The 23,606-nt window shown below is 62.8% G+C and carries 20 protein-coding genes; 7 read left to right on the top strand and 13 right to left on the bottom strand.

Going from position 1 to position 23,606, the window contains the following annotated elements; all coding sequences use genetic code 11:
• Positions 1 to 59: 59 nt before the first annotated feature.
• Both VCK47_RS06865 and VCK47_RS06860 read left to right on the top strand, forming a co-directional pair.
• Positions 60 to 500, top strand: a complete 441-nt coding sequence (locus VCK47_RS06865; protein ID WP_322889961.1) for a universal stress protein — start codon at positions 60 to 62, stop codon at positions 498 to 500.
• Positions 497 to 2,062: an alanine/glycine:cation symporter family protein gene (locus VCK47_RS06860; protein WP_322889960.1), complete on the top strand. Its 1,566-nt coding sequence runs from the start codon at positions 497 to 499 to the stop codon at positions 2,060 to 2,062. Before VCK47_RS06865 ends, VCK47_RS06860 begins: the two co-directional genes overlap by 4 nt.
• Before the next feature lie 49 nt (positions 2,063 to 2,111).
• On the opposite strand, the gene VCK47_RS06855 is transcribed toward VCK47_RS06860, so the two are convergent.
• The 9 genes from VCK47_RS06855 to VCK47_RS06815 form a co-directional block, all read right to left on the bottom strand.
• Positions 2,112 to 3,185: a BMP family ABC transporter substrate-binding protein gene (locus VCK47_RS06855; protein WP_322889959.1), complete on the bottom strand. Its 1,074-nt coding sequence runs from the start codon at positions 3,183 to 3,185 to the stop codon at positions 2,112 to 2,114.
• Positions 3,186 to 3,210: 25 nt separating this feature from the next.
• Positions 3,211 to 4,125, bottom strand: coding sequence for an ABC transporter permease (locus VCK47_RS06850; RefSeq protein WP_322890042.1), 915 nt, complete (start codon positions 4,123 to 4,125; stop codon positions 3,211 to 3,213).
• Positions 4,125 to 5,204, bottom strand: coding sequence for an ABC transporter permease (locus VCK47_RS06845; protein ID WP_322889958.1), 1,080 nt, complete (start codon positions 5,202 to 5,204; stop codon positions 4,125 to 4,127). The genes VCK47_RS06850 and VCK47_RS06845 overlap by 1 nt, the downstream gene beginning before the upstream one ends.
• Positions 5,205 to 5,255: 51 nt before the next feature.
• The gene (locus tag VCK47_RS06840; protein ID WP_322889957.1) at positions 5,256 to 6,779 is read right to left on the bottom strand and encodes an ABC transporter ATP-binding protein; all 1,524 of its coding nucleotides are present in this window, start codon (positions 6,777 to 6,779) and stop codon (positions 5,256 to 5,258) included.
• On the bottom strand, positions 6,776 to 7,513 hold the full coding sequence (gene xdhC, locus VCK47_RS06835; protein ID WP_322889956.1) for a xanthine dehydrogenase accessory protein XdhC: 738 nt from the start codon (positions 7,511 to 7,513) through the stop codon (positions 6,776 to 6,778). The genes VCK47_RS06840 and xdhC overlap by 4 nt, the downstream gene beginning before the upstream one ends.
• Complete coding sequence (gene xdhB / locus VCK47_RS06830; protein ID WP_322889955.1) at positions 7,510 to 9,882, bottom strand: xanthine dehydrogenase molybdopterin binding subunit; 2,373 nt, start codon at positions 9,880 to 9,882, stop codon at positions 7,510 to 7,512. Before xdhB ends, xdhC begins: the two co-directional genes overlap by 4 nt.
• Positions 9,879 to 11,234, bottom strand: coding sequence for a xanthine dehydrogenase small subunit (locus tag VCK47_RS06825; protein ID WP_322889954.1), 1,356 nt, complete (start codon positions 11,232 to 11,234; stop codon positions 9,879 to 9,881). The genes xdhB and VCK47_RS06825 overlap by 4 nt, the downstream gene beginning before the upstream one ends.
• Before the next feature lie 166 nt (positions 11,235 to 11,400).
• Entirely contained in the window at positions 11,401 to 11,697 is a 297-nt protein-coding gene (locus VCK47_RS06820) for a metalloregulator ArsR/SmtB family transcription factor (protein ID WP_322889953.1), read from the bottom strand.
• Between the two features lie 31 nt (positions 11,698 to 11,728).
• On the bottom strand, positions 11,729 to 12,688 hold the full coding sequence (locus VCK47_RS06815) for a glycoside hydrolase family 5 protein (protein WP_322889952.1): 960 nt from the start codon (positions 12,686 to 12,688) through the stop codon (positions 11,729 to 11,731).
• A 36-nt stretch (positions 12,689 to 12,724) separates the two neighbouring features.
• Between VCK47_RS06815 and dnaE the strand changes: the two genes are divergently transcribed.
• Complete coding sequence (gene dnaE, locus VCK47_RS06810; RefSeq protein WP_322889951.1) at positions 12,725 to 16,294, top strand: DNA polymerase III subunit alpha; 3,570 nt, start codon at positions 12,725 to 12,727, stop codon at positions 16,292 to 16,294.
• A gap of 254 nt (positions 16,295 to 16,548) precedes the next feature.
• Here the strand turns inward: dnaE and VCK47_RS06805 are convergent, their stop codons facing one another.
• The 3 genes from VCK47_RS06805 to phhA form a co-directional block, all read right to left on the bottom strand.
• On the bottom strand, positions 16,549 to 17,091 hold the full coding sequence (locus VCK47_RS06805) for a hypothetical protein (RefSeq protein ID WP_322889950.1): 543 nt from the start codon (positions 17,089 to 17,091) through the stop codon (positions 16,549 to 16,551).
• Between the two features lie 416 nt (positions 17,092 to 17,507).
• Positions 17,508 to 17,711, bottom strand: a complete 204-nt coding sequence (locus VCK47_RS06795; protein WP_322889949.1) for a SlyX family protein — start codon at positions 17,709 to 17,711, stop codon at positions 17,508 to 17,510.
• A gap of 9 nt (positions 17,712 to 17,720) precedes the next feature.
• Positions 17,721 to 18,512: a phenylalanine 4-monooxygenase gene (phhA, locus tag VCK47_RS06790; protein ID WP_322889948.1), complete on the bottom strand. Its 792-nt coding sequence runs from the start codon at positions 18,510 to 18,512 to the stop codon at positions 17,721 to 17,723.
• A 107-nt stretch (positions 18,513 to 18,619) separates the two neighbouring features.
• Here phhA and VCK47_RS06785 point away from each other — a divergent pair, with 107 nt between their 5' ends.
• Genes VCK47_RS06785 through hisG form a run of 4 tightly spaced genes read left to right on the top strand, consistent with a single transcriptional unit; the run spans position 18,620 to position 22,361 of the window.
• Entirely contained in the window at positions 18,620 to 19,078 is a 459-nt protein-coding gene (locus VCK47_RS06785; protein WP_322889947.1) for an Lrp/AsnC family transcriptional regulator, read from the top strand.
• 42 nt (positions 19,079 to 19,120) lie between these two features.
• Positions 19,121 to 20,599 (top strand): histidine--tRNA ligase, encoded by a 1,479-nt coding sequence (hisS, locus tag VCK47_RS06780; RefSeq protein WP_322889946.1) that lies wholly within the window; start codon positions 19,121 to 19,123, stop codon positions 20,597 to 20,599.
• Positions 20,599 to 21,678 carry an ATP phosphoribosyltransferase regulatory subunit gene (locus tag VCK47_RS06775; RefSeq protein ID WP_322889945.1) on the top strand — a complete coding sequence of 360 codons (1,080 nt, stop codon included), beginning with the start codon at positions 20,599 to 20,601 and terminating at the stop codon, positions 21,676 to 21,678. The genes hisS and VCK47_RS06775 overlap by 1 nt, the downstream gene beginning before the upstream one ends.
• A complete protein-coding gene (gene hisG / locus VCK47_RS06770; RefSeq protein ID WP_322889944.1) occupies positions 21,672 to 22,361 on the top strand; it encodes an ATP phosphoribosyltransferase in 690 nt (229 codons plus the stop codon). Before VCK47_RS06775 ends, hisG begins: the two co-directional genes overlap by 7 nt.
• Here hisG and VCK47_RS06765 read toward each other — a convergent pair whose 3' ends face one another.
• Positions 22,362 to 23,582 carry an MFS transporter gene (locus VCK47_RS06765; RefSeq protein WP_322889943.1) on the bottom strand — a complete coding sequence of 407 codons (1,221 nt, stop codon included), beginning with the start codon at positions 23,580 to 23,582 and terminating at the stop codon, positions 22,362 to 22,364.
• Positions 23,583 to 23,606 lie beyond the last annotated feature (24 nt).

Genomic DNA, 23,606 nt, shown 5'->3' with positions numbered 1-23,606 from the left:
GCCCGCGAGACGCTTGTCCTGCAAACCACACTGGAACATCAACCAACGGGGGTATCATCATGGAAAAAACGACGTTCATCGTCGGCCTTGACGGGTCCGAAACGGGGGCGCGTGCGTTGGCCTTCGCAAAGGATCGCGCCAAAGCCATCGGCGATTGCGCCATCGTCATCTGTTACGTGATCGAATGGTCGCCATTCACCTTTCAGACAGCCGAGGAAAACCGCGAACGCCACAAACGCCGCGAGGCCGAGATCGCAATGGCGCATGAACGCGTGCTTGATCCCGCGCTGAGCATGACCCGCGCCGAAGGGTTCGACATCGAAGGCATCGTGCGCCACGGCGATGCGGCCGAAATCCTTGACGGGCTTGCCCGCGAACGCGGGGCCAAGCAGATCATCGTCGGGCGCATTGGGGCGCGCGGGCTGAAATCGCGGCTGTTTGGCGGCGTGGCAGGGCGGCTTGCCGCAACGGCCAGCGTGCCGGTCACGATCATTCCATGAAAGGCCTTATCATGTTGAAACTGCATCACATCATGGCTGCTTTGATCGCGTCATTGCTGCCCAGTCTTGCCGCCGCACAAGAGGCTGTCAGCCTTGACGAGCGGATCAATGCGATTTTTGCCGATTACACCGGCTGGTATGTCGGCTTCATCTTCGCGCCGCTGCCCGGCACGGATTTTTCATGGATCGCCTTGTGGCTGGTTGTGGGGGCGGTGGTTTTCACCGTCTATTTCGGCGCGATCCAGTTCAGCGGTTTCGCCCATTCGATCCGGCTGGTCAAAGGCGACTATTCCGACCCCAATGACGCGGGCGAGGTCAGCCACTTTCAAGCGCTGGCCACGGCGCTGTCGGGCACGGTGGGCCTTGGCAATATCGCGGGTGTCGCTGTCGCGGTCAGTATCGGCGGGGCAGGGGCCACGTTCTGGATGATCGTGGCGGGCCTGTTCGGCATGGCCACGAAGTTCACCGAATGCACCTTGGGCGTCAAATACCGCAACGAATATCCCGACGGGTCGGTGTCCGGCGGGCCGATGTATTATATGGTGAAGGGCTTTCAGGAACGCGGCCTGCCTTTGGGCGGCGCGATGGCAGTGCTGTTTTCGGTTTTCACCATCTTGGGTGCCTTGGGTGGCGGGAACATGTTCCAAGCCAATCAGGCCCATGCGCAAATCTCGACCGTGGTTGGCGATTATCCGGGCTGGATCACCGGGATCGTGCTGGCGATCCTGACCTTTGCGGTCATCGCAGGGGGTCTGAAATCCATCGCCCGCGTCACCGAAAAGATCGTGCCTTTCATGGGGATTTTCTATGTGCTGGTCTCGCTGCTGATCCTGCTGATCAACTATGACCAGATCCTCTGGGCCTTTGGCCAAATCATCGAGGGTGCCTTCACCGGCCTTGGTGTCGTCGGCGGCTTTACCGGCGCGCTGATCCAGGGCTTCCGGCGCGCGGCCTTTTCCAACGAGGCAGGCATCGGCTCTGCCGCCATCGCCCATTCGGCGGTGCGCACCAAGGAACCCGTGACCGAAGGCTATGTCGCCCTGCTGGAACCCTTCATCGACACGGTCGTGATCTGCACGATGACCGCCCTTGTGATCGTGATCAGCGGCGTGCTGGCGCAGGACCCCGCGACGGGCCTCTATATCTGGAACGCCGAACTGGGCCGGATCACGACGGAAGGCGATGTGGGCGGAGTGGCGCTGACCTCGGCGGCCTATGCGACCGCGTTTTCGTGGTTTCCGGTGCTGTTGATGATCGCCGTGGTGCTGTTCGCCTTTTCCACGATGATCAGCTGGTCCTATTACGGGCTGAAGGCCTGGACCTACCTCTTCGGCGAAGGCGCTATGAAAGAGCTGATCTTCAAGATCATCTTCTGCCTCTTCATCGTGATCGGCGCTGCGGCGAGCTTGGGGCCGGTGATCGACTTTTCGGATGCCATGCTGTTTTCCATGGCGATCGTGAACATCATCGCGCTGTATTTCCTGATGCCCATCGTCAAACGCGAGCTGCACAGCTATCGCAGCCGCCTGCGGTCGGGCGAGATCGTCAAGCAGACCAAATGAACGCAAAAGGCCTCGCCAGTGGCGGGGCCTTTCAATTCGTTCAGCCCGCTTATTGCGGAATTTCGCCTGTCAGACCTTCAAGGTAGAAGTTCATGCCCAGCAGGTCTTCGTCGCTGGCGGTTTCACCTTCGGCCAGCCAGACTGACCCGTCCTGACGGTTCAGCGGTCCTGTGAACGGATGGTATTCGCGGTTGCGGATCGCCTCGATCATCGCCTCGGCAGAGGCTTTCACTTCGGCTGGTACGGCATCGGTGATCTCACCGATCGCGACCATGCCTTCGGGGATACCGTCCCATGTGTCGGTGCTTTCCCAAGTCCCGTCGATCACGGCCTGCGTGCGGGCGATGTAATACGGCGCCCAGTCATCGATGATGGAGGACACGCGCGGGAACGGCGCAAATTCCGCCATGTCGGAGGCCTGGCCGAAGGTGACCACGTTGCCAGCGGCCTGAGCGGCAGCCTGCGGCGCGGTCGAATCGGTGTGCTGCAGGATCACGTCGGCACCCTGTTCGATCAGCACGGTCGCGGCTTCTGCCTCTTTCGCGGGGTCGAACCATGTATAGGCCCAGACGACCCGGAATTCGACATCGGGGTTCACCTCACGCGCGTGGATGAAGGCAGAGTTGATGCCCTGGATCACTTCGGGGATCGGATAGGACCCGATGTAGCCGATGATGTTGCTTTCGGTCATCTGGCCCGCGATATGGCCCTGAATGGCGCGGCCTTCGTAGAAGCGCGCGTTATAGATCGCCACGTTGTCCGCCATCTTGTAGCCGGTCGCATGTTCGAATTTCACGTCCGGGAAACGCTCGGCCACGTTGATCGTCGCATCCATGTAGCCAAAGGATGTGGTAAAGATCAGGTCGGCACCCTGCAGCGCCATCTGCGTCATGACGCGCTCTGCGTCGGGGCCCTCTGGCACGCTTTCGACGAAAATCGTCTCGACTGCGTCGCCGAAATGGGCTTCGACGGCTTGACGGCCCTTGTCATGTTCATAGGTCCAGCCGCCATCACCGACGGGGCCCACGTAGACGAAACCGACGGTCGTCGTGTCCTGCGCAAAAGCGCCTGTCGCCAAGGCAAGGGCAACGCCCGTCCCGGCCAGTAAGTTCTTGATAGTCATGTTCATCCCCTTGGTGGTCAAAGCCTCAACGCGAGGCGTGGAAAGGTTGGGCCAGCGACCCCGGCGCCCGTCCTGCCCGCATCATAACCAGAACCACAATAGTTGCCAGATATGGTGCCATGGAAAGATAAGCCACCGGGATCGCCATGCCCGCCGCCTGTAGATTAAGCTGCAAGACGGTCACGCCGCCAAACAAATAAGCACCCAGCAAAAGTCGCCATGGCCGCCAGCTGGCAAAAACGACAATCGCCAGCGCGATCCAGCCTGCACCGGCGGTCAGTCCTTCGGTCCATTGCGGCACGCGCACAAGGCTGAGATAAGCCCCGCCAAGCCCTGCGCAGGCCCCGCCAAACATGATCGCCAGCAAGCGGACGCGGATCACATGATAGCCCAGCGCATGCGCCGCTTCGTGGTTTTCGCCCACTGCCCGCAGGATCAGCCCTGCACGGGTGAAAGTCAGGAAAAACCACACCGCCGCGACGATCAGGATGCCCAGATAGACGACAGGATCATGGTTGAACAGGATCGGCCCGATCACCGGAATATCGCTCAGCAGCGGCACCGGCCATTTGGGAATGACGGGTGCCTTGATCCCGATATAACTTTGCCCCAGCAGCGCGGCGAGCCCGAGGCCGAACAGCGTCAGCGCCAGACCGGTCGCCACCTGATTGGACAGCAGAACCTGCGTCAGCAGCCCAAAGACCAGCCCGAGCAATGCCCCGCCAAGGGCCGCACCTGCAAAGCCCAGAACCGACGACCCCAGCGTGATTGTCGCGATGAACCCGCAGACAGCGCCGGTGATCATCATCCCCTCGACGCCAAGGTTCAGCACGCCCGAGCGTTCGACCACCAACTCGCCGATGGCGGCCAGCAGGATCGGGGTCGCCGCTACCATCAGCGAGGCGAGCAGCAGGATCGGGTTGATCGCCGACAGATCCATCACGCAACCCTCCGCGAGGTGAACCGGACGCGGTAATGCGTCAGCACATCCACCGCCAGTAGGAAGAACAACAGCATCCCCTGCAACAGCTGGATCGCCGCCGCAGGCAGGCGCAGGTTGGACTGCGCGATCTCGCCGCCGATATAGGTCAGCGCCATCAGCCCCGCAGCCAGCAGGATACCCACGGGGTGCAACCGGCCCAGAAAGGCCACGATGATCGCGGTGAAACCGTAACCCGCGTTGAAGTCGATGCTGATCAACCCCGATGGTCCCGCCACCTCGAACAACCCCGCGAGCCCTGCCAAGGCGCCTGAAATCCCCATGCAGATCAACACCAGCAGGCCGGGGTTTACGCCTGCAAACCGCGCCGCCCGCGGGCTTTGCCCCGACAGGCGTACATGGAACCCGAAGATATGCCGCGACAGCGTGATATAGGCGAAAATCACCGCGATGAAGGCAAAGACGACACCCCAATGCAGCCCCGCGCTTTCATTGATCCAGCTTGTGGCGGACGGATAGCGTGCAAGGTTCCGGCTGCCCGGAAACCCGCTGGCATCGGGGTTGCGCAACGCGCCTAATGCCATCGAGGCCAGCAGGTTCTGCGCCACATAGACCAGCATCAGCGAGACAAGGATTTCATTGGTGCCAAACTTGACCCGCAAAAACCCCGGGATCATCGCCCATGCCCAGCCACCTAGCGCGCCCGCCATTACCATCAGCGGAAAGATGAACGCGCTTTCGGTGGGGTAAAACGCAAGGCCCACCGCCGCCCCGCAGATCGCGCCCAGAATATACTGGCCTTCCGCCCCGATATTCCACACACCCGCGCGAAACCCGAAAGACAGCCCGATGGCGATCAGCACCAGCGGGGCTGCCTTGATCAAAAGCTGCGGGCGGTAATACCACGAAAACTCCGAAAACAGCGGGTCCAAGAAAATCGTGCGGATCGTCACAAAAGGATCATTGCCCAAGGCGGCAAACAACAAAGCACCGCAGACCATGGTCAGCACTACTGCCAGCACGGGGGCGGCATAAGTCCAGAACCGCGACGGCGCCGTGCGTTTCTCAAGCCGGATCATGCCCGCCCCTTCATCGTCAGAGTAAAAATATCCCCGCCGGAGGCATCAAAGTCAGGCATCCACATGCGCCACCTCCATGTCATGCGCACCGCCCAACATCAGGCCGATCTGCTCGACGCTCAGCCCCTGCGCGGGGCGGGGTGCCGACAACCGCCCGCCATTGAGGGCTGCAAAGCGGTCCGAGATTTCCATCAGCTCGTCCAGATCCTGACTGATGCAGATCACCGCCGCCCCCTTGTCCGCCAGATCCAGTAGCGCCTGCCGGATCGCCGCCGCAGCGGAGGCATCGACGCCCCAGGTCGGCTGGTTCACGACAAGCATGGCAGGAGCCTGCATGATCTCGCGCCCGATCACGAATTTCTGCAGGTTGCCCCCTGACAGCGACCGCGCGGTATTGCCCGCCCCCGGCGTGCGCACGTCAAAAGCCGCGATGACACTGCCTGCGAATGCGCGTGCCTTGCCCCAGCGCACAAACCCGCGCGCGGTCAGGTCCTGCCGGACAGCGGCAGTGAGCAGCGCGTTTTCGGTCAGGCTCATATCGGGGGCGGCGGCATGGCCCATCCGTTCCTCTGGTGCGGCCAGCAACCCCAAATGGCGTCGCGCATTCGGGGCCAGATGCCCGATACCTTGGCCGTCGAACTGCACCATGTCGCGCGCCGTGCGGATTTCCCCCGACAAGGCCGCGACCAGCTCGTCCTGCCCGTTGCCCGCAACGCCGCCGATACCCAGAATCTCGCCGCGCCGGACCGTCAGGTCGATGTCACGCAGCGCGGTGCCAAAGCGGTGCGGGGCCTTCGCGCTCAACCCCTGCAAGGTCAGGATCACATCCCCCTCGGGGCGTGCGGCCTTGTGCGGCACATGCAGGCTGCTGCCGACCATCAATTCGGCCATCTCGCGCGCGGAGGTGGCGCGCGGATCGCAGGTGCCCACCACGCGGCCCAGCCGCAGCACCGTGGCCGCATCGCAGAGCGCGCGGATTTCCTCGAGCTTGTGCGAGATGTAAAGGATCGCCGTGCCCGCCGCGCGCAACCGGCGCAGGGTCTCGAACAGGATCGCAACCTCTTGCGGGGTCAGCACCGATGTCGGCTCGTCCATGATCAACAGCTTGGGGTCCTGCAACAGGCACCGCACGATCTCGACCCGCTGGCGTTCGCCTGCCGACAACTCGCCCACGATCCGTGTCGGGTCCAGTGGCAGACCGTATTGGTCCGACACCTGCCGCACCCGCGCCGCGATCTCGCGCTGGGGCGGCGGGTTTTCCATGCCCAGCGCGATGTTTTCAGCCACGTTCATCGCATCGAAGAGCGAGAAATGCTGGAACACCATCGCCACACCCGCCGCGCGCGCCGCACGCGGTTCGGCAGGCGCGAAGGGCGCGCCTTTCAATTCCATCAGCCCCGCATCGGGTTTGACCAGACCGTAGATCGTCTTGACCAAGGTCGATTTGCCCGCACCATTCTCGCCCAAAAGCGCGTGAATTTCGCCCGGCTGCACGTCAAAGGATACGTCCTGATTGGCCACGACCCCGGGATAGGCTTTGGTCAGGCCGCGCAGGCGCAGCAATGGTGTGGTCATGCCCGGCGTTCCCTGCTCTGGCGCGTATCGGTGCGGATCATGGCGGTTGCGACGCCAAGCGCAAGGGCTGCAGGATGTTTCCCCAGTGCCGGATCCCCGATGGGGCAGGCGATGCGGTCAATTTGTGCTGCACTGTGACCCAGATCACCCAGTCTTTTGCGAAACCGCGCCCGTTTCGTCGCCGACCCGATCAGCCCCACGCTGGCGAACGGGCGCGACAGGATCGCATGGCAGAGCGCCAGATCGAGCGCATGGCTATAGGTCAGGATCAGATGCGCGGCCTCATCCGGCGCATGGCGCACCACCTGCGCGGGATCAACGGCGACCAGCGTGGTGACATCCGTTTGCGGAAACCGGTCAGCGGCCACATCGACCCAGGTGATCGCGAAATCGGGCAACGGCTGCATCACATGCACGATGGCGCGGCCGACATGGCCCGCCCCGTAAATCCACAACGGACGGCGCGGCTGTTCGTCCAGCGCCTCCGCCACCTCCCAGACCAGCGTGACCGACCCGCCGCAGCATTGGCCCAAGGCAGGCCCCAGCGGGATCGTCGCGCGATGCTGCGTCCGGCCTTCGGCCAGCATCCGGCGCGCTTCGGCCATGGCGTCCCATTCCAGCGCACCACCGCCAATCGTCCCTTCCGTGCGGTCGGCCCAGACCATCATCTGCGCCCCCGCCTCGCGCGGGGCCGATCCCGCCGTGCCTGCGACAGTGATGCGGATTCCCGTCATCCGCGCGCCCTGTGGACAGCGCGCAGCACTTCTTCCGCTGTGGCAGGCGCCTGCAAATCGGGGTAGTGCGGCCCGCAGGCCTGCACCGCCGCCGACAAAGCCAGAAACGCGGAAATCCCCAGCATGAACGGCGGCTCCCCCACGGCCTTGGACCGATAGATCGTCTGCGCCGGATTGGGCTGGTCCCACAGCGCCACATTGAAGATGTCCGGCCGGTCCGAACAGGCGGGGATCTTGTAGGTCGCCGGCGCATGGGTGCGCAGCCGGCCTTTGGCGTCCCAGACCAGTTCCTCGGTGGTCAGCCAGCCTGCGCCTTGCACATAGGCCCCTTCGACCTGCCCGATATCGAGCGCCGGGTTCAGCGACGCGCCAGCATCATGGAGCAGGTCCGCGCGCAAAATCCGGTTCTCGCCGGTCAGCGTGTCAATCACCACCTCGGTCACCGCCGCCCCTTGCGCGAAATAGAAAAACGGCGTGCCTTCGCCCTTGATGCGGTCCCAGCTCAGCCCCGGCGTTTTGTAGAACCCCGTCGCCGACAGGCTGACGCGCTGGAAATAGGCGGTCTGCGCGGCCTTGGCAAAGGTCATCACATCGCCGCCGACATGCACATGGCCATCCGCAAAATGCACATCCTCGATCCGCGCCTGATGCAGTTGCGCAAGACAGGCCGCGATCCGGTCGCGGATCGTATCGCACGCATTGGCCACCGCCATCCCGTTCAGGTCCGACCCCGACGATGCCGCCGTCGCCGATGTATTCGGCACCTTGCCGGTATCCGTCGCCGTGATCTTGACCGCCGCCACGTCGATCCCGAAACGGCTTGCTGCCACCTGCGCCACTTTCTGGAACAGGCCTTGCCCCATCTCGGTGCCGCCATGGTTCATATGGACCGACCCGTCCTGATACACATGCACCAGCGCACCGGCCTGATTGAGATGGCTCAGCGTGAAGGAAATCCCGAACTTCACCGGACTGAACGCGATCCCGCGTTTCAACACCGGCTGGAGCGCGTTCCAGCGCGCAATCGCCGCGCGCCGCGCCTGATAGTCGGAGGTTTCCAACAACCGCTCTGCCAACCCGTGCAGGATGAAATCCGTGACCGGCATTTGATAAGGCGTGGTCTGCGCTTCCATCTTCCGAGCGGAAATATCCTCGGGGGGCAGGTGCGCAGCACCGTGGGGGGCAGACAGCCCCCCATGCGCCGCAGGCGCAGCTTCGGCCCCTGCCATCGGCGCATAGAAATTGCGTTGCCGCACGACCAGCGGGTCAAGCCCCAGTTCCGCGGCGACATGGTCCATCACCCGCTCGATGCCCAACACCCCCTGTGGCCCGCCGAAACCGCGAAACGCGGTGGCCGATTGAGTATTGGTTTTCAGCCTGTGCGAGGTGATCCGCGCGGCGGGCAGATGATAGGCATTGTCCGCATGCAGCATCGCGCGGTCCGCGACCGGCAGCGACAGGTCGAGCGCCCAGCCGCACCGCGTCATCTGAACAAAATCGATCCCCAGCAAGCGGCCATCCGCATCCACACCCACATCATAGGTGATGCGGAAATCATGCCGTTTGCCCGTAATCATCATGTCGTCGTCGCGGTCGTACCGCATCTTGCACGGCTTGCCCGTCAACCGCGCCGCCACCGCACAAGCCACCGCCAGCGCATTGCCCTGGCTCTCCTTGCCGCCGAATCCGCCGCCCATCCGGCGTACCTCGCAGCGCACGGCATGCATCGGCAGACCCAAGGCATCCGCGACCTTGTGCTGGATTTCCGTGGGGTGCTGGGTCGAGCTTTGCACGACCATATCCCCGCCTTCCTGCGGCAGGGCGAGCGCGGCTTGGCCTTCCAGATAGAAATGCTCCTGTCCGCCCATGTCGATCCGGCCGGTGATGCGGCGGGGTGCTGTGGCGAGTGCGGCGTCGACATCGCCCTTGGTCCAGATGCGCGGGCCATCCTCGAACCGGCTGCCCGCAGCCAAAGCCTCCTCGATCGTCAGGATCGGTGTCTCTGGCGTGATGCTGATCTTGCCCAGCCGTGCCGCCTTGCGCGCGGCAAGGTGGCTGTCGGCTACGACCAGAAACAGGGGCTGGCCCAGATAATGCACCTCGCCTGTGGCGAGCAGCGGTTCGTCATGCACCGAAGGCGAGACATCATTGGCAAAAGGTAGATCCTGCGCCACCAGCACCGCGACGACACCGGGGGCTGCGCGCACGGCGGCAAGGTCCATTGCGGTGATCGCCCCCTTGGCCACGTCCGACAGGCCAAAGGCCAGATGCAGCGTGCCCGCGGGCGTCGGGATATCGTCGATATACCGCGCCTGACCCGTCACATGCAGATGGGCGGCATCATGCGGCAGGGGTTTTGCGACGCTCATGCCGAGACCTCCAGCACATTGGCGGCCTGGCCCGTGCTTTGCGCAAAATAGCGGTGCAGCAGGTTCTGCGCGACCTCCAGCCGGTAATCCGCACTGGCGCGCATGTCCGACAGGGGCGTGAAATCTTTCCCAAAGGCGCGGGCGGCCACCGTGACCGTGTCCTGCGTCCAAGGCTGCCCGATCAAGGCCGCCTCGACCGCTGCGGCGCGTTTCGGCACACCCGCCATCCCGCCAAAGGCGATCCGGGCGGATGTGACCACGCCATCCACAACGCCAATATTGAAACAGCCACAGACAGCGGAAATGTCCTGATCGAAGCGCTTGGAGATCTTGTAGCAGCGCAGGTCAGGGGCATGGCGCGGCAGGGTGACACCTGTCACCAATTCGCCGGGCTTGCGGTCCTGCTTGCCGTAATTGAGGAAAAAATCCTCGATCGGCATCTGCCGCATGTCATCCCCCTGCCGCAGATGCAGCGTCGCGCCAAGCGCGATCAGCGCAGGCGGATTGTCCCCGATGGGCGAGCCATTCGCGATATTGCCGCCGATGGTCGCGGCGTTGCGCACCTGATCGGACCCGTAGCGCCGGATCAGTTCCGCGTAGGATGGGTGATATTCACCCATCTTGCCCAAAACCCCTGCCATCGTCACACCCGCACCGATGTGGATGGTGGCATCCGTCACTGTCATCTGCTGCAAGTCCACACAACGGTGCAGGAACACGAGCTTTTGCAACTCGCGCAATTGCTTGGTGACCCACAGCCCCACGTCGGTCGCCCCCGCGACAATCGTCGCATCGGGGTTGGCGGCATAATAGGCGGCGAGTTCATCCAGCGTTTCGGGCGCATAGGGGGCGGCGTCTACCGCAGGCGGCGTATCCTTGACCCAAGCGGGGCTGGGCTGCGCCTCTGCCGCCTTGGCCGCGCGGATGATCGGGGCGTAGCCGGTGCAGCGGCACAGATTGCCTGCCAGCACATCGTCATGATCGGTCCGGCCCGCCAGATGGGCGGTCGCCATCGCAGCGATGAAACCGGGGGTGCAAAAGCCGCATTGCGACCCGTGATGGTCGATCATCGCCTGCTGGACAGGGTGCAGGGTGCCATCGGGTGCTGCGATCCCTTCGACGGTGCGCACGGCCTTGCCATGCAGTTGCGGCAGAAACAGGATGCAGGCGTTCAGCGATTTGGCACCACTGTCGTCCGTCACCATCACGGTGCAGGCCCCGCAATCGCCTTCGTTGCAGCCTTCCTTGGTGCCGCAAAGCCCGCGGTCGTTGCGCAGCCAGTCCAGCAACGTCACTGTGGGCTGCGCCGTGACGCGCATGGTTTCCCCGTTGAGAAGAAACGTGATTTCCATTGGTGTAGACCTGCCGCCTTACCAGATCAAAAGGATGCAGATGTCGATGCGGCGTAGACATCTGCCCGTTGTCACAGCGTATCAAACCGGCCTGACCGCCCGTTTGCAAGGGTTTTCGCCGCGCATCGCCCTGTTGCGCTGCCTTTGCTGAAAAATCAGGCGCCTGTCAGGACCGGCCCGTATCGCGGTTTTCCCAGATCGCGCGCTGCCAGGCCAGCCATCCCTGTACCTCGATCAGGGGCGCGGTTTCCAGCTGGCAAGTGCGCACGCGCCCTTTCTTGATCGACCGCACAACGCCGCTGTCCTCCAGCACCTTGAGATGCCGCATGAAAGTCGGCAGCGCCATCTTGTGCGGCTTGTGCAGCTCGCCCACACTGGCAGGGCCAGCGGCCAGCCGTTCCAGCACCGCGCGGCGGGTCGGGTCGGACATCGCCCCAAAGAAGGAATCGAGTTTGTCAGTCATCCCGCTTACCTTTCGGGCGGCGCGGAATGTGTCAAGGCGCGGTCTGCGCGGACTCCAGCCCAAGGGCTGGCAGGATGCCCGGCAACCAGCCCGATTTGTCATCGGTCACGATGCTGAAATTGCTGGCAAAGGACCAGACGCACCAGCCGATCCCGCGGTCCTCGGAGGCATGGCGCACAGCCTTGAGCCAATTGGCGCGGCTGGCGGGGTCGATGTCGCGATAGGTGCCGAATTCCCCCAGCAGGATCGGCGGGCCATCCACCGGCACGGTGGCAAAATCGCGGATGATGGCCGCGCGTTCCGTGGCAGCGGTCCACCCACGCGCAGGCAGCGGCGGGTTGTCATACCACAATTGCTGGTGGGTGAATTCAAATGGGTCGTAGTAATGGAAACTATGGGCGGTAAACGGCCCGAAATCGGGCAGGTGCCGCATCTGCGCAAGGCTGGCCGCATCGCTGCCTTCGACGATGATCCAGCGTTCGGGATGTGCGGGGCGCAGATCCGCGATGATCGCCTGATACAGCGGGACAACGCGGGCCGTGGTCATCGCCTCGATTGGTTCGTTCAGCAATTCAAAGATCAGCCCGTCCGGCCAGCCTGCGTAATGATCGCCAAGAGCAGCCCAGATCGCCGTGAAGGCGGGGCTAAGCTTGTCCGGATTGGTCATCAGGTCCTCGAAATGGTGCAGATCAAGGATCACGTTCAACCCCGCATCCAGCGCCATGCCGATCACGGCGTCCACGCGCGCCAGAAACGCCGGATCAATCCGTTCGCCGTCCCAGCGGGTGGAAAACCGCACCGGCAGGCGGATGGTGTCGAAACCTGCCTGCGCGACCAACGCAATGTCGCGCTGTTCGATGACATAGGTCCATTCGCCCTCAATGCTGGGTGAATCCAGCGCATCACCCAGATTGACGCAGCGCGTGACCGGCAAAGCCGCCGCGCCGAGCGGAAGAAGCGACAAGGCCAGAGCAGGGATCAGATGTTTCACGGTTTCGCCCTTTGATGCGGCGGGTTAAGAACAAGCATGACAGATCAGCCCCGATTCATCCACCTGCGCACCCATACCGAATATTCTTTGCTGGAAGGGGCGGTACCGGTCAAATCGCTGGCACCCTTGGCTGCGGGCATGGGGATGCCCGCGGTCGCTGTGACCGATACCAACAACATGTTCTGCGCGCTGGAGTTTTCCGAATACGCGACCAAGGCAGGCGTGCAGCCCATCATCGGTTGCCAGCTTGATCTGGCCTATGCCACCCCCGAACCGGGCAAGCGGCCAGAGGAACCCGCGCCCGTCGTGCTGCTCGCACAGAACGAGGCGGGCTATCTGAACCTGATGAAGCTCAATTCCTGCGCCTATCTTGATGCTGCGGGGGAATTGCCCCAGGTCACGGTCGATGAGCTGGCACAGTATAGCGCGGGCCTGATCTGCCTGACGGGTGGCCCTGACGGCCCTTTGGGGCGGCTGTTGCGGCACGGGCAGGGGGCCAAGGCCGATCTGCTGCTCGACCAGTTGGCGGCGATCTATCCCCAGCGCCTTTATGTCGAATTGCAGCGGCACCCCGTCGACGGTGGCCTGCCCGAGGCGGAACGGCTGTCCGAGCGCGGCCATATCGAAATGGCCTATGCCAAGGGCCTGCCGCTGGTCGCCACCAATGATGTCTACTTCCCGAAATCCAGCTTTTACGAAGCCCATGATGCGCTGATCTGCATCGCGGGCGGGGCCTATGTCGACCAGCAGGAACCGCGCCGCCGTCTGACGCCGCAGCATTATTTCAAGACGCCGCGCGAAATGGCCACCTTGTTCGCAGACCTGCCCGAAGCGCTGGAAAACACCATCGAGATCGCGCAACGTTGCGCATTCAAAGCCTATAAACGCGCGCCGATCCTGCCCAAATTCGCCGATGACGAGGTGGCCGAACTGCGCCGTCAGGCACAGGAAGGGCTGCGTGCGCGCCTTGCCGTGATCCCCCATGCGGCCCCGGTCGAGGAGTATGAAAAGCGGCTCGATTTCGAGCTCGGCATTATCGAAGGCATGGGCTTTCCCGGCTATTTCCTGATCGTGGCCGATTTCATCAAATGGGCCAAGGACAACGGGATTCCCGTGGGGCCGGGGCGGGGGTCGGGGGCAGGCTCGCTCGTCGCCTATGCGCTGTTGATCACCGATCTGGACCCTTTGCGCTATAGCCTGCTGTTTGAACGCTTCCTGAACCCCGAACGTGTGTCGATGCCCGACTTCGACATCGACTTTTGCATGGACCGCCGCGAAGAGGTGATCCGCTATGTGCAGGACAAATACGGCCGCGACCGTGTGGGGCAGATCATCACCTTCGGCGCGCTTCTGTCCAAGGCCGCCGTGCGCGACGTGGGGCGTGTGTTGCAGATGCCTTATGGGCAGGTGGACCGCCTGTCCAAGATGATCCCCGTCGAAGGCGTCAAGCCCGTCAGCATCGAAAAGGCGCTGGCGGACGAACCCCGCCTGCGCGAAGAGGCCAAGAACGAAGAGGTCGTCCAACGCCTTCTGACCTATGCCCAACAGGTCGAAGGGCTGCTGCGCAACGCATCCACCCATGCCGCCGGTGTGGTGATCGGGGACCGTCCGCTGGACGAACTTGTCCCGCTGTATCAGGACCCGCGCTCGGACATGCCTGCGACCCAGTTCAACATGAAATGGGTCGAACAGGCGGGGCTGGTGAAATTCGACTTTCTGGGGCTGAAGACCCTGACGGTGATCCAGAACGCCGTGGAACTGATCCGCAAGGCGGGGCGCAGCCTGAATGTCACGGCGGATGGCGATGTGCTCTACCAGCCGCCCGTCGGGTTCGAATACGACATCGGGGCGATCCCGCTAGACGATCCCAAATCCTACGCGCTTTACGCCTCCGCGAAAACCATCGCAGTGTTTCAGGTGGAAAGCTCTGGCATGATGGATGCGCTCAAGCGCATGAAGCCGACTTGTATTGAGGATATCGTGGCGCTTGTGGCGCTGTATCGGCCCGGCCCGATGGAGAATATCCCCACCTATTGCGAGGTGAAAAACGGGATTAAGGAGCTGGAATCGATCCACCCGTCGATTGACCATATTCTGGCGGAAACCCAAGGCATCATCGTTTATCAAGAACAGGTGATGGAAATCGCGCAGGTCATGGCGGGCTACAGCCTTGGCGGGGCCGACCTGTTGCGCCGCGCGATGGGCAAGAAAATCGCCGAGGAAATGGCGAAAGAGCGTCCCAAGTTCGAGGCGGGCGCCAAGGCCAATGGTGTCGAGCCGAAAAAGGCGCGCGAGGTCTTCGACCTTCTGGAAAAATTCGCCAATTACGGGTTCAACAAATCCCATGCTGCCGCCTATGCCGTGGTCAGCTATCAGACGGCATGGCTCAAGGCGAACCATCCGGTCGAATTCATGGCCGGTGTGATGAATTGCGATATCCACCTGACCGACAAGCTGGGGGTGTATTTCCAAGAGGTGAAGAAGGGGCTGGGGATTGATTATATCCCGCCTTGCGTGAACCGCTCGGGTGCGACCTTTGAGGTGCAGGACGGCAAGCTGGTTTATGCGCTGGGTGCGCTGAAAAACGTGGGTGTCGAGGCGATGAAACTGATCGTCGCGGGCCGCGAGGGTGATCCCGGGCTTGACCCGGGATCTCACTCTGCCGGAGGCCCCGGATCGGGGTCCGGGGCGGCAACGTCGAAACCGTTTGTGAACCTGTTCGATTTCGCGCGGCGCTGCGATCTCAAACGCATCGGCAAACGGTCGCTGGAGATGCTCGCGCGCGCGGGGACCTTCGATGTGCTCGACCGGAACCGGCGGCGCGTGATGGACAGCCTTGATGCGCTGACCGCCTATTCGGCGGCGATCCATGACCAGAAATCATCCAATCAGGTGTCGCTGTTCGGGGACGCGGGCGAGGATCTGCCTGAACCGCGCCTTGCCTTCGGCGACGACTGGCTGCCCGCCGAACGGCTGGCCGAGGAATTCAAGGCCATCGGCTTCTATCTCTCGGGTCACCCGCTTGACGATTACATGGGGGCGCTCAAGCGCAAACAGGTGCTGACGCTGGACGAGGTGATCGCACGCGCCGAACGCGGGCCTGCCATCGTCAAGATGGCGGGCACCGTGTCGGGGCGGCAGGAACGCAAATCGGCGCGCGGCAACCGTTTCGCCTTTGTGCAATTGTCCGATCCGACGGGGCAATACGAGGTCACGATGTTTTCCGATACGCTGGAAACTGCGCGCGCCCATCTGGAAACCGGATCGCAGATCGTCCTGCAATGCGAGGCGACGATGGAGGCGGACCAGCTCAAGCTCTTGGGCCGGTCGGTGTCGCCCATCGACAGCGTTGTGGCGGATGCGGGGTCGGCGGGGCTGCGCGTGTTCATCGACAGCCCCAGCGCCATCGACACGATTGCCAGCATTCTGGCCAATGCCGCCCGCGACGGTGTGCGTGCGGCACGCGGCTCGGTCTATGTCTGTCTGATGGACAACGATCTACCCGGCGAGGTCGAGCTGGATCTGGGCGAGCCTTTCCCGATTAATCCGCAGATCAAGGGCGCCCTGCGCAGCCTTGGCGGGGTGATCGAGGTTGAGGACGCCTGAGGTCTACCAATGCGGTGGGCCCCCAGGGGATGGACCCGCCAGTGTCCATCCCGCGCCTGTCCCATGATGACCTGCCGCTCTAACCATAAGCGGTCTATGTTCTGCCGCACCTGCCCGGTTCTGTTTGTGCTGTCTGATCTCGCATGCGACGGATGAAAGCATCCCGTTGTTCGTGTGCTTGCGTTTGGAATTGCCGAACACCTCAATGTGTCCGAAAACGTCCTGCGTTGTGAGGTCGCGTGCCGGACACCGGGCTATATCTCGCGCGCCCCATAGCGTCTTGCGTATTTTCCACGGAAACCATAGGGCGAAATCGAAAGGTGATCGGGGTAGAAACCACCTTGCGGATCCAACGAGTATATTCTGAAAACCAGTCGCGCGATTGTCGCGACAAGGGTTTTCATGAACTCATCGGAGAATTCGTTCCATTTCACATCAAAGCTGTTGGTTTCTGGCAGCATTGGCTCGATCGCCCATTCAGAAAAATCGAGGAGGTCCAGCTCGTACACTATCAGAGAACGTCCATTAGCCTCCAGAAAATCAGAAAGAATTCGATCCATTTCTTCCCCGGTATTAGGGGGAGGGATGTTTTTATTTCGGCGATCCACCGTCGCCTCCAAAGAGGTATTGTCCAAAGCCATCAACCGGAAGCGGATAGGGTCGGTTCCAGCAGCCAGCCGGAACGCGAGTATGTATTGGAACCCTCCCTCTCTGTCAGTATAGGAACGGTCATAAGTCAAGACCGATCCCGTTTCCGGATCAACTGCTCCGGTTTCCCTTTTTCGCAGCTCACGCATCGTTTAGCCCTCTCTCGTGAAACTCTCCGGTTCCATCGCAGACCTGTCGCTTCGTTTCAGGCTACCGTATCGAACACGTCGCGCTATGCATAGACGATCTCTACAGCCTTTGCTGGGGTATGCCGCCTGAAAACAACAATAGTCGCCTCCTGCGCCTCGGTCACGATCGTTGAACGTGGCTCCTTCACCCCTGTCTGGGCGCCCCCGTCCGTCTGACGTTTGCGCCACTTCGCAACCGTCATCGGGTTAATGCCGAGATCCCCGCCCGGCGTCGCAAGCGAAGTTTGCGTTTGTTATAGGCTGCTGTGGCGGTGAGTGCGGTCGTGACGCTCTAGTGTCGAACTTGGCCGATAATGCGTCCCTCCACTCCCGAGACGGGATCGCACCATCGAACCATCGGATCAAACGACTAGCGCCTACCAATGCGGCGGGCGCTGGTCGCCCAAGGGGATCGACCCGCCGGTGTCCATCTCGCGCGTGGCCTCGCGTTCCATCAGCATGGCAACGCGGCGGGTCAGCAGCGCCAGTTCCTTTTCCTGACGCGCGACGATATCGGACAAATCATCCACCGTGCGTGTCAGATGGGCGATCTTTTCTTCAAGTTGGATGATGTCGGTCATGCCCGACACTTACACGGACTTCTTGCCTTCGAAAAGGGCAGGCAGGTCGCCCATGGCGCGCGCCTGCGCGATCACCGCAGCGAAATCGCTGTCGAGCAAGCCTGCCAACTGGTCGAACCCGTCGATCACGAAATAGGTCGGCTGCACGATGTCGATCCGGTAGGGCGTGCGGAACACCGTCAGCAGATCGAAATCCTGCATCAGCGCATCACCCGACAACGCATGCGCGGCCTCGGCGGGGGATGACACGATCCCCGCTCCATAGGCGCGCAAACCGTCAGTCGTGCGGATCATCCCGAATTCCACGGTGAACCAGAACAGGCGGAACATGAACCAGCGGTCGGCCTTTTCCATGGCCAGCGCCTTCTGGCCGAACCCTGCGATGAAATCGACGTAGGACGCGTTGGTCAGCAACGGGCAGTGGCCGAACACCTCGTGAAAGAGGTCCGGTTCCTCGATATAGTCCATATGCTCGCGCCGCCGCAGGAAGGTGGCGACGGGAAACTTGCGCTGTGCCAGCAGGTCGAAGAATTGCGATGGAGGGATGATCGCGGGGACACCATGCGCGCCTGCGCCTGTGAGCGCCTGTAGGCGGGCGTCGATGTCGCGCACTTGCGGAGTCTCGGCGGCGTTCAGCCCCAGCTTTGCAACACCATCGAGGTACTCCGGCGCGACCTTGCCGGGCAGGAAGGCCATCTGGCGGGTGAACAGATCGCCCCAGACGGCGTCATCCTCGGGCGTGTAGGGATAGCGCCCTTGGGCATCGGGCAAGAGCGAGGCGTAACTTGTATCTTTGGGCATGTGGGATCCTCCTAGGGAACAGAGTGATCCGGTTGCGGTGGAATTTCTTGCCTTTCAGGCAATGAAATGAGTATTTTTGGAAAAAAGAAGTCAAAAGGCGCGCCTAGATGAAATTTTCCGATCAGGAGCGAGCCTTGCTGCGGGTTCTGCAAGGCAATGCGGCGCTGTCGCTTGCCGAGATGGCCACGCAGACGGGCATGGCCACATCGACCGTCTGGCGCAAGGTGCAGGAGTTCGAGGCTTTGGGTCTGCTGAAAGGCCGTGTTGCCTTGCTCGATCCGCGCAAGGCCGAGGTCGCGCTTTGTGTGTTTGCCACTGTCCGGCTGTCGGACCATGGCGAGGCCGCGATTGCAGGCTTTGCCGCCGTGATCCGCGCCCATCCCGAGATCATGGAGGCGCATGCCGTGTCGGGCACCGCCGATTACATCCTGAAAATCCGCTGTCACGATGTCGAGGCCTACGAGGCCTTCATGACCCATGCGCTGTTGCGCCAGCCTTTCGTGAAATCGGTCGTGTCGTCCTTCAGTCTCAAAGAGCTGAAATATACGACCGCATTGCCCCTGTGACATTGGCGCGGTAAACGGCGCGGGATCAAGAGGAACAGCGCGATGGCCAATGACAAGAAAACCCCCCGCCCTAAGGCTGTGACACCCAAGGGGTTTCAGGACTATTTCGGCGCGGATGTGACCGAACGGGCCGCGATGCTGGCCAAGATCGCGGCGGTCTATCATCGCTACGGGTTCGACGCGCTGGAGACATCCGCGGTCGAAACGGTCGAGGCTTTGGGCAAGTTCCTGCCAGATGTGGACCGCCCGAACGAAGGGGTGTTTGCATGGCAGGAGGATGCCGACTGGCTGGCGCTGCGCTATGATCTGACGGCACCGCTCGCCCGGGTAGCGGCGCAATATCGCAACGATCTGCCCTCGCCTTACCGCCGCTATGCGATGGGGCCGGTCTGGCGCAACGAAAAGCCGGGGCCGGGGCGGTTCCGGCAGTTTTACCAATGCGATGCCGATACGGTGGGCGCGGCCAGTGTCGCCGCAGATGCCGAGATCTGCGCGATGCTGGCGGATTGTCTGGAAGAAGTGGGCATCGCGCGCGGTGACTATGTGATCCGTGTGAATAACCGCAAGGTGCTAAACGGTGTGCTGGAAGTGGCTGGGCTGTCGGGCGATGACAAGGAGGCCGAGCGCGGGATCGTGCTGCGTGCCATCGACAAGCTGGACCGGCTGGGCATGGCGGGCGTGCGCGCGCTGCTGGGCGAGGGGCGCAAGGACGAGAGCGGCGATTTCACCAAGGGCGCAGGGCTAAGCGATGCGCAGGCGGATGTCGTGATCGGGTTCATGGAGGCCAAGCGCGACACCGGTGCCGCCACGGTTGCCCGGCTGGCGGAACTGGTCGCAGACTCGCAGATCGGCGTGGCGGGTGTCGCGGAACTGGAAGAGATCGCAGGGCTGCTGTCTGCCCAAGGCTACGGCCCCGACCGCATTATAATCGACCCGTCCGTCGTGCGCGGTCTGGGCTATTACACCGGGCCTGTCTACGAGGCGGAACTGACTTTCGAGGTCACCGACGAAAAGGGCCGTCCGCGCAATTTCGGCTCGGTCGCGGGGGGCGGGCGCTATGACGATCTGGTCAAGCGCTTTACCGGGCAAGAGGTGCCGGCGACGGGTGTTTCCATCGGTGTGGACCGATTGCTCGCGGCCCTCCGCGCGACGGGGCGGATCACGTCTGAAGCCACCGGTCCCGTGATCGTCACCGTCATGGATCGCGCGCATATGGCCGATTACCAGACGATGGTCGCCGAACTGCGCAAGGCGGGGATCAGGTCGGAAGTGTACCTCGGCAATCCCAAGAATTTCGGCAACCAGTTGAAATATGCCGACAAACGCGCGTCACCGGTCGCGATCATCGCTGGGGGCGACGAATTCGCCAAAGGTGTCGTGCAGATCAAGGATCTGATCCTTGGCGCGGAAATCGCCAAGAATGCGACGCTGGAAGAATGGAAAGACCGCCCCAGCCAGTCCGAAGTGCCGCGCGACCAGATGGTCGCAAAGGTGCGCGCCATTCTGGACGGGCAGGGCTGATGCCGACTTCGCCCGCGACCCTGACCGAAGCGCGCCGCCTGCGGGACCATTTCGCAGCGCAGGGCGCAATCGTGGTCAAGGCGGATGTGCTGCAACCCGCCGATCTGCTGCTGGACCTTTACGGCGAGGATATCCGCGCGCGCGCCTATCTAACGGCCGATCCGTTGCGCGGCGAAAAGGTGCTGCGGCCCGATTTCACCGTGCCGGTCGTGCAGATGCATATGGAAACCTATGCCGATCCCGCGCGCTATACCTATTCGGGCAAGGTGTTCCGCAAGCAGGAAACCGACGAGACCCGCGCCAACGAATATGTGCAGGTGGGATACGAGGTGTTCGACGGCCAGAACCCTGCCGCGGCCGATGCCGAAGTCTTTGCCGTGATCGCCGCTGGGCTGGCCGGTCTGCCGCTGCGCGCGGCGACGGGCGATATCGGCGTGCTGATGGCTGCGGTACGCGGCTTGCGCACGACCGACGACCGCAAGGCGGCGTTGCTGCGCCATATCTGGCGGCCGGGCCGGTTTCGCGCGCTCTTGCGCCGTTACGGGTCGGGCGAGGTGCCGCCTTTGCGCGCGGCCTTGCTGGCGGCGGATGATCCTTTTGCCGCTGCCGGTCCCGATATCGGCCTGCGCAGTCGGGCGGAGGTTGCCGCCCGTATCGCCGCCTTGCGTGTGGATGCCGCTGCCGCGCCTTTGTCATCGGACGAGACCGCGCTGATCGACGCGATCCTTGGCCTGCGCGCCACCAGCACCGATGCGCTGAGCGTGTTGCGCGATATCGCCGTGGACATGCCCAGCATAGGCAGCGCCGTGCGCCGGATGGAGGCGCGTCTCTCCGCGATGGCCGCGCGCGGGATCGACGTAGATACGCTCGACTTTGAAGGCAGCTATGGGCGGACCTCGCTGGAATATTACGACGGCTTCGTCTTTGGCTTTTACGCCAGCGACCGCCCCGAATTGCCGCCCATCGCCACGGGCGGCCGCTATGACGCGCTGACCGCGCGGTTGGGGCAGGGGCGTGCGGTGCCTGCGGTGGGCGGTGTGATCCGCCCTGATCTGGCGCTGGAGGTGGGCAAATGCTGAAGCTTGGCGTGCCGTCCAAGGGGCGGCTGATGGAAAAGACCTTCGACTGGTTCGGCGCGCGCGGTGTGACCTTGCGCAAGTCGGGGTCGGAGCGTGAATATGCCGGTGCCGTGGACGGGATCGCGGGCCTTGAACTGGTGCTGTTGTCGGCGGGCGAAATCCCGCGCGAACTGGCGCTGGGCAATATCCATCTGGGGGTGACCGGGTCGGATCTGGTGCGCGAAAAGCTGGTGAACTGGGACCGGCGTGTGCGGGAAATGGCGCTGATGGGCTTTGGCGGGGCCGATCTGGTGATCGCGGTGCCGCAGGGGTGGGTCGATGTGGATACGCTCGATGATCTTGATGCGGCGGCGGCAGCGTTTCGTGCGCAGCACGGGTTCCGCCTGCGGATCGCCACCAAATACCACCGGCTGGTGCGCGAATTCCTGCGTGACAATGGCGTGGCCGATTACCAGTTGATTGACAGTCAGGGGGCCACCGAAGGCACCGTCAAGAACGAAACCGCCGAAGCGATTGCCGATATCACCTCGACCGGCGAGACGCTGCGCGCCAACGGGCTGAAAATCCTGTCCGACGGGCTGATCCACGCCAGTCAGGCGACGCTGTTTCGCGGCAGCCGTGCCAACTGGACGCCCGAGCAGCGCAAGATCCTCAAGGCGCTGGAACTGGTCCTCGACCTTTAATCATTCTGCGGGTGCGATCCTGATCCGCGCCCGTCCAAGGCGCGGATGCAGCTTTGACGACAGCGCCCATGCCGCCAGAAGGCTTGCGCCCGAGGCAACAAAGACGCCCGCGACCGGTGCGAACAACAAGACCAGCCATGCCGTGCCGGGGGTCAGGATACCCGACACATCGCGGAAACTGGCATAGACGGCGGCCATTTCCGTCCGCTCGGATGGTTTGACCGCCAGCAGGAAAGGCAACCCCCCCGACACATCCAGCAGGATCAGGAAAAACGACCCGCCGACCAGCGCCAGCACCGTGACCCAAGGCCAGCCAGCGGCCAGCCCTGCGATGCTAAACAAACATCCGGCCATGACGAACCCCGTGCGCACAGCATAGCGGATCGAGCGTTTCTGCATCCAGCGCAGCATCAGCGGCGTGACGAACAGCGCCGCATTCGACAGCGACAAAACGATCCCCGCGATCCTGTCGCCCAGCCCGTTTTCAATCGCGTAGATCGGCAGATAGACGATATAGACCCACCAGCCCGCCGACCGGATCACCGCGAAAATCCACCCCGCGATCAGCCTTGGTTGCCCTGCAAAGCGCGGCAGATAGGCGAGCGGGTTCGCAGGTGGTCGTGTCGCCTTGGTGATCAGCTTGCCATTGCCAAGGCGCATCCACAAAAACAGGCTCATCATCGAGAATGCGGCGCACGCGGCGATGAAGAACGGGACAGGCGGCCACCAGCTATAAAGGAACACGCCAAGTGCCGGACCAATCGTCCAGCCCAGCGCACTGTAAAACAGGCGGGACGTTTCCAGACGGCCCAGAGATAGTTTTGCGATGTAATCCATCACATAGGCGTTGAAGCAGACGAAGGTGATGACGGTGGATATCGTGTTCAACCCAAGGCCGACGACAACCGCGAGCGGCCCCCCCGTCGCGGCCAGAAGCGAGCCTGCCACGAACAGGCTCGCCCCGATCACATAGACCCAGCGGCGCGGCAGATAGCGTGTCGTGAACGGCACCATCAATCCGACCGCCAGCGACAGCACGCCGACCAGAAAATAAGCCTCGGAGATCAGCTGCGCGTCCTGCAGCGCGTTATACATCGCCAGCGGAAAGACCGAGATCAGGATGCCGCGGGCAACAGCTTCGGTGCCTGCAAGGGTCGCGAACCCCCGCACGCCGGGCGCCGGAGCATGGCGCAACCATTCGGGGATTCGGCGTTCGTGCATGGGACGGCTTTCTTCAATTGCTGC

Source organism: Yoonia sp. 72 (genome assembly GCF_034652275.1).
In the GTDB taxonomy this organism is placed as follows: domain Bacteria; phylum Pseudomonadota; class Alphaproteobacteria; order Rhodobacterales; family Rhodobacteraceae; genus Yoonia.
This window is presented reverse-complemented; position numbering and strand designations above follow the sequence as displayed.

Bases quoted from the DNA above. Each gene is read 5' to 3' on its own strand.
- VCK47_RS06865 (WP_322889961.1), top strand. From the start codon at position 60: ATGGAAAAAACGACGTTCATCGTCGGCCTTGACGGGTCCGAAACGGGG.
- VCK47_RS06825 (WP_322889954.1), bottom strand. From the start codon at position 11,234: ATGGAAATCACGTTTCTTCTCAACGGGGAAACCATGCGCGTCACGGCG.
- hisS (WP_322889946.1), top strand. From the start codon at position 19,121: ATGGCCAATGACAAGAAAACCCCCCGCCCTAAGGCTGTGACACCCAAG.
- VCK47_RS06850 (WP_322890042.1), bottom strand. From the start codon at position 4,125: ATGGATCTGTCGGCGATCAACCCGATCCTGCTGCTCGCCTCGCTGATG.
- VCK47_RS06805 (WP_322889950.1), bottom strand. From the start codon at position 17,091: ATGCGTGAGCTGCGAAAAAGGGAAACCGGAGCAGTTGATCCGGAAACG.
- VCK47_RS06820 (WP_322889953.1), bottom strand. From the start codon at position 11,697: ATGACTGACAAACTCGATTCCTTCTTTGGGGCGATGTCCGACCCGACC.
- VCK47_RS06775 (WP_322889945.1), top strand. From the start codon at position 20,599: ATGCCGACTTCGCCCGCGACCCTGACCGAAGCGCGCCGCCTGCGGGAC.
- xdhB (WP_322889955.1), bottom strand. From the start codon at position 9,882: ATGAGCGTCGCAAAACCCCTGCCGCATGATGCCGCCCATCTGCATGTG.
- xdhC (WP_322889956.1), bottom strand. From the start codon at position 7,513: ATGACGGGAATCCGCATCACTGTCGCAGGCACGGCGGGATCGGCCCCG.
- VCK47_RS06845 (WP_322889958.1), bottom strand. From the start codon at position 5,204: ATGATCCGGCTTGAGAAACGCACGGCGCCGTCGCGGTTCTGGACTTAT.
- VCK47_RS06785 (WP_322889947.1), top strand. From the start codon at position 18,620: ATGAAATTTTCCGATCAGGAGCGAGCCTTGCTGCGGGTTCTGCAAGGC.
- VCK47_RS06860 (WP_322889960.1), top strand. From the start codon at position 497: ATGAAAGGCCTTATCATGTTGAAACTGCATCACATCATGGCTGCTTTG.
- VCK47_RS06840 (WP_322889957.1), bottom strand. From the start codon at position 6,779: ATGACCACACCATTGCTGCGCCTGCGCGGCCTGACCAAAGCCTATCCC.
- hisG (WP_322889944.1), top strand. From the start codon at position 21,672: ATGCTGAAGCTTGGCGTGCCGTCCAAGGGGCGGCTGATGGAAAAGACC.
- VCK47_RS06855 (WP_322889959.1), bottom strand. From the start codon at position 3,185: ATGACTATCAAGAACTTACTGGCCGGGACGGGCGTTGCCCTTGCCTTG.
- VCK47_RS06765 (WP_322889943.1), bottom strand. From the start codon at position 23,582: ATGCACGAACGCCGAATCCCCGAATGGTTGCGCCATGCTCCGGCGCCC.
- phhA (WP_322889948.1), bottom strand. From the start codon at position 18,512: ATGCCCAAAGATACAAGTTACGCCTCGCTCTTGCCCGATGCCCAAGGG.
- VCK47_RS06795 (WP_322889949.1), bottom strand. From the start codon at position 17,711: ATGACCGACATCATCCAACTTGAAGAAAAGATCGCCCATCTGACACGC.
- dnaE (WP_322889951.1), top strand. From the start codon at position 12,725: ATGACAGATCAGCCCCGATTCATCCACCTGCGCACCCATACCGAATAT.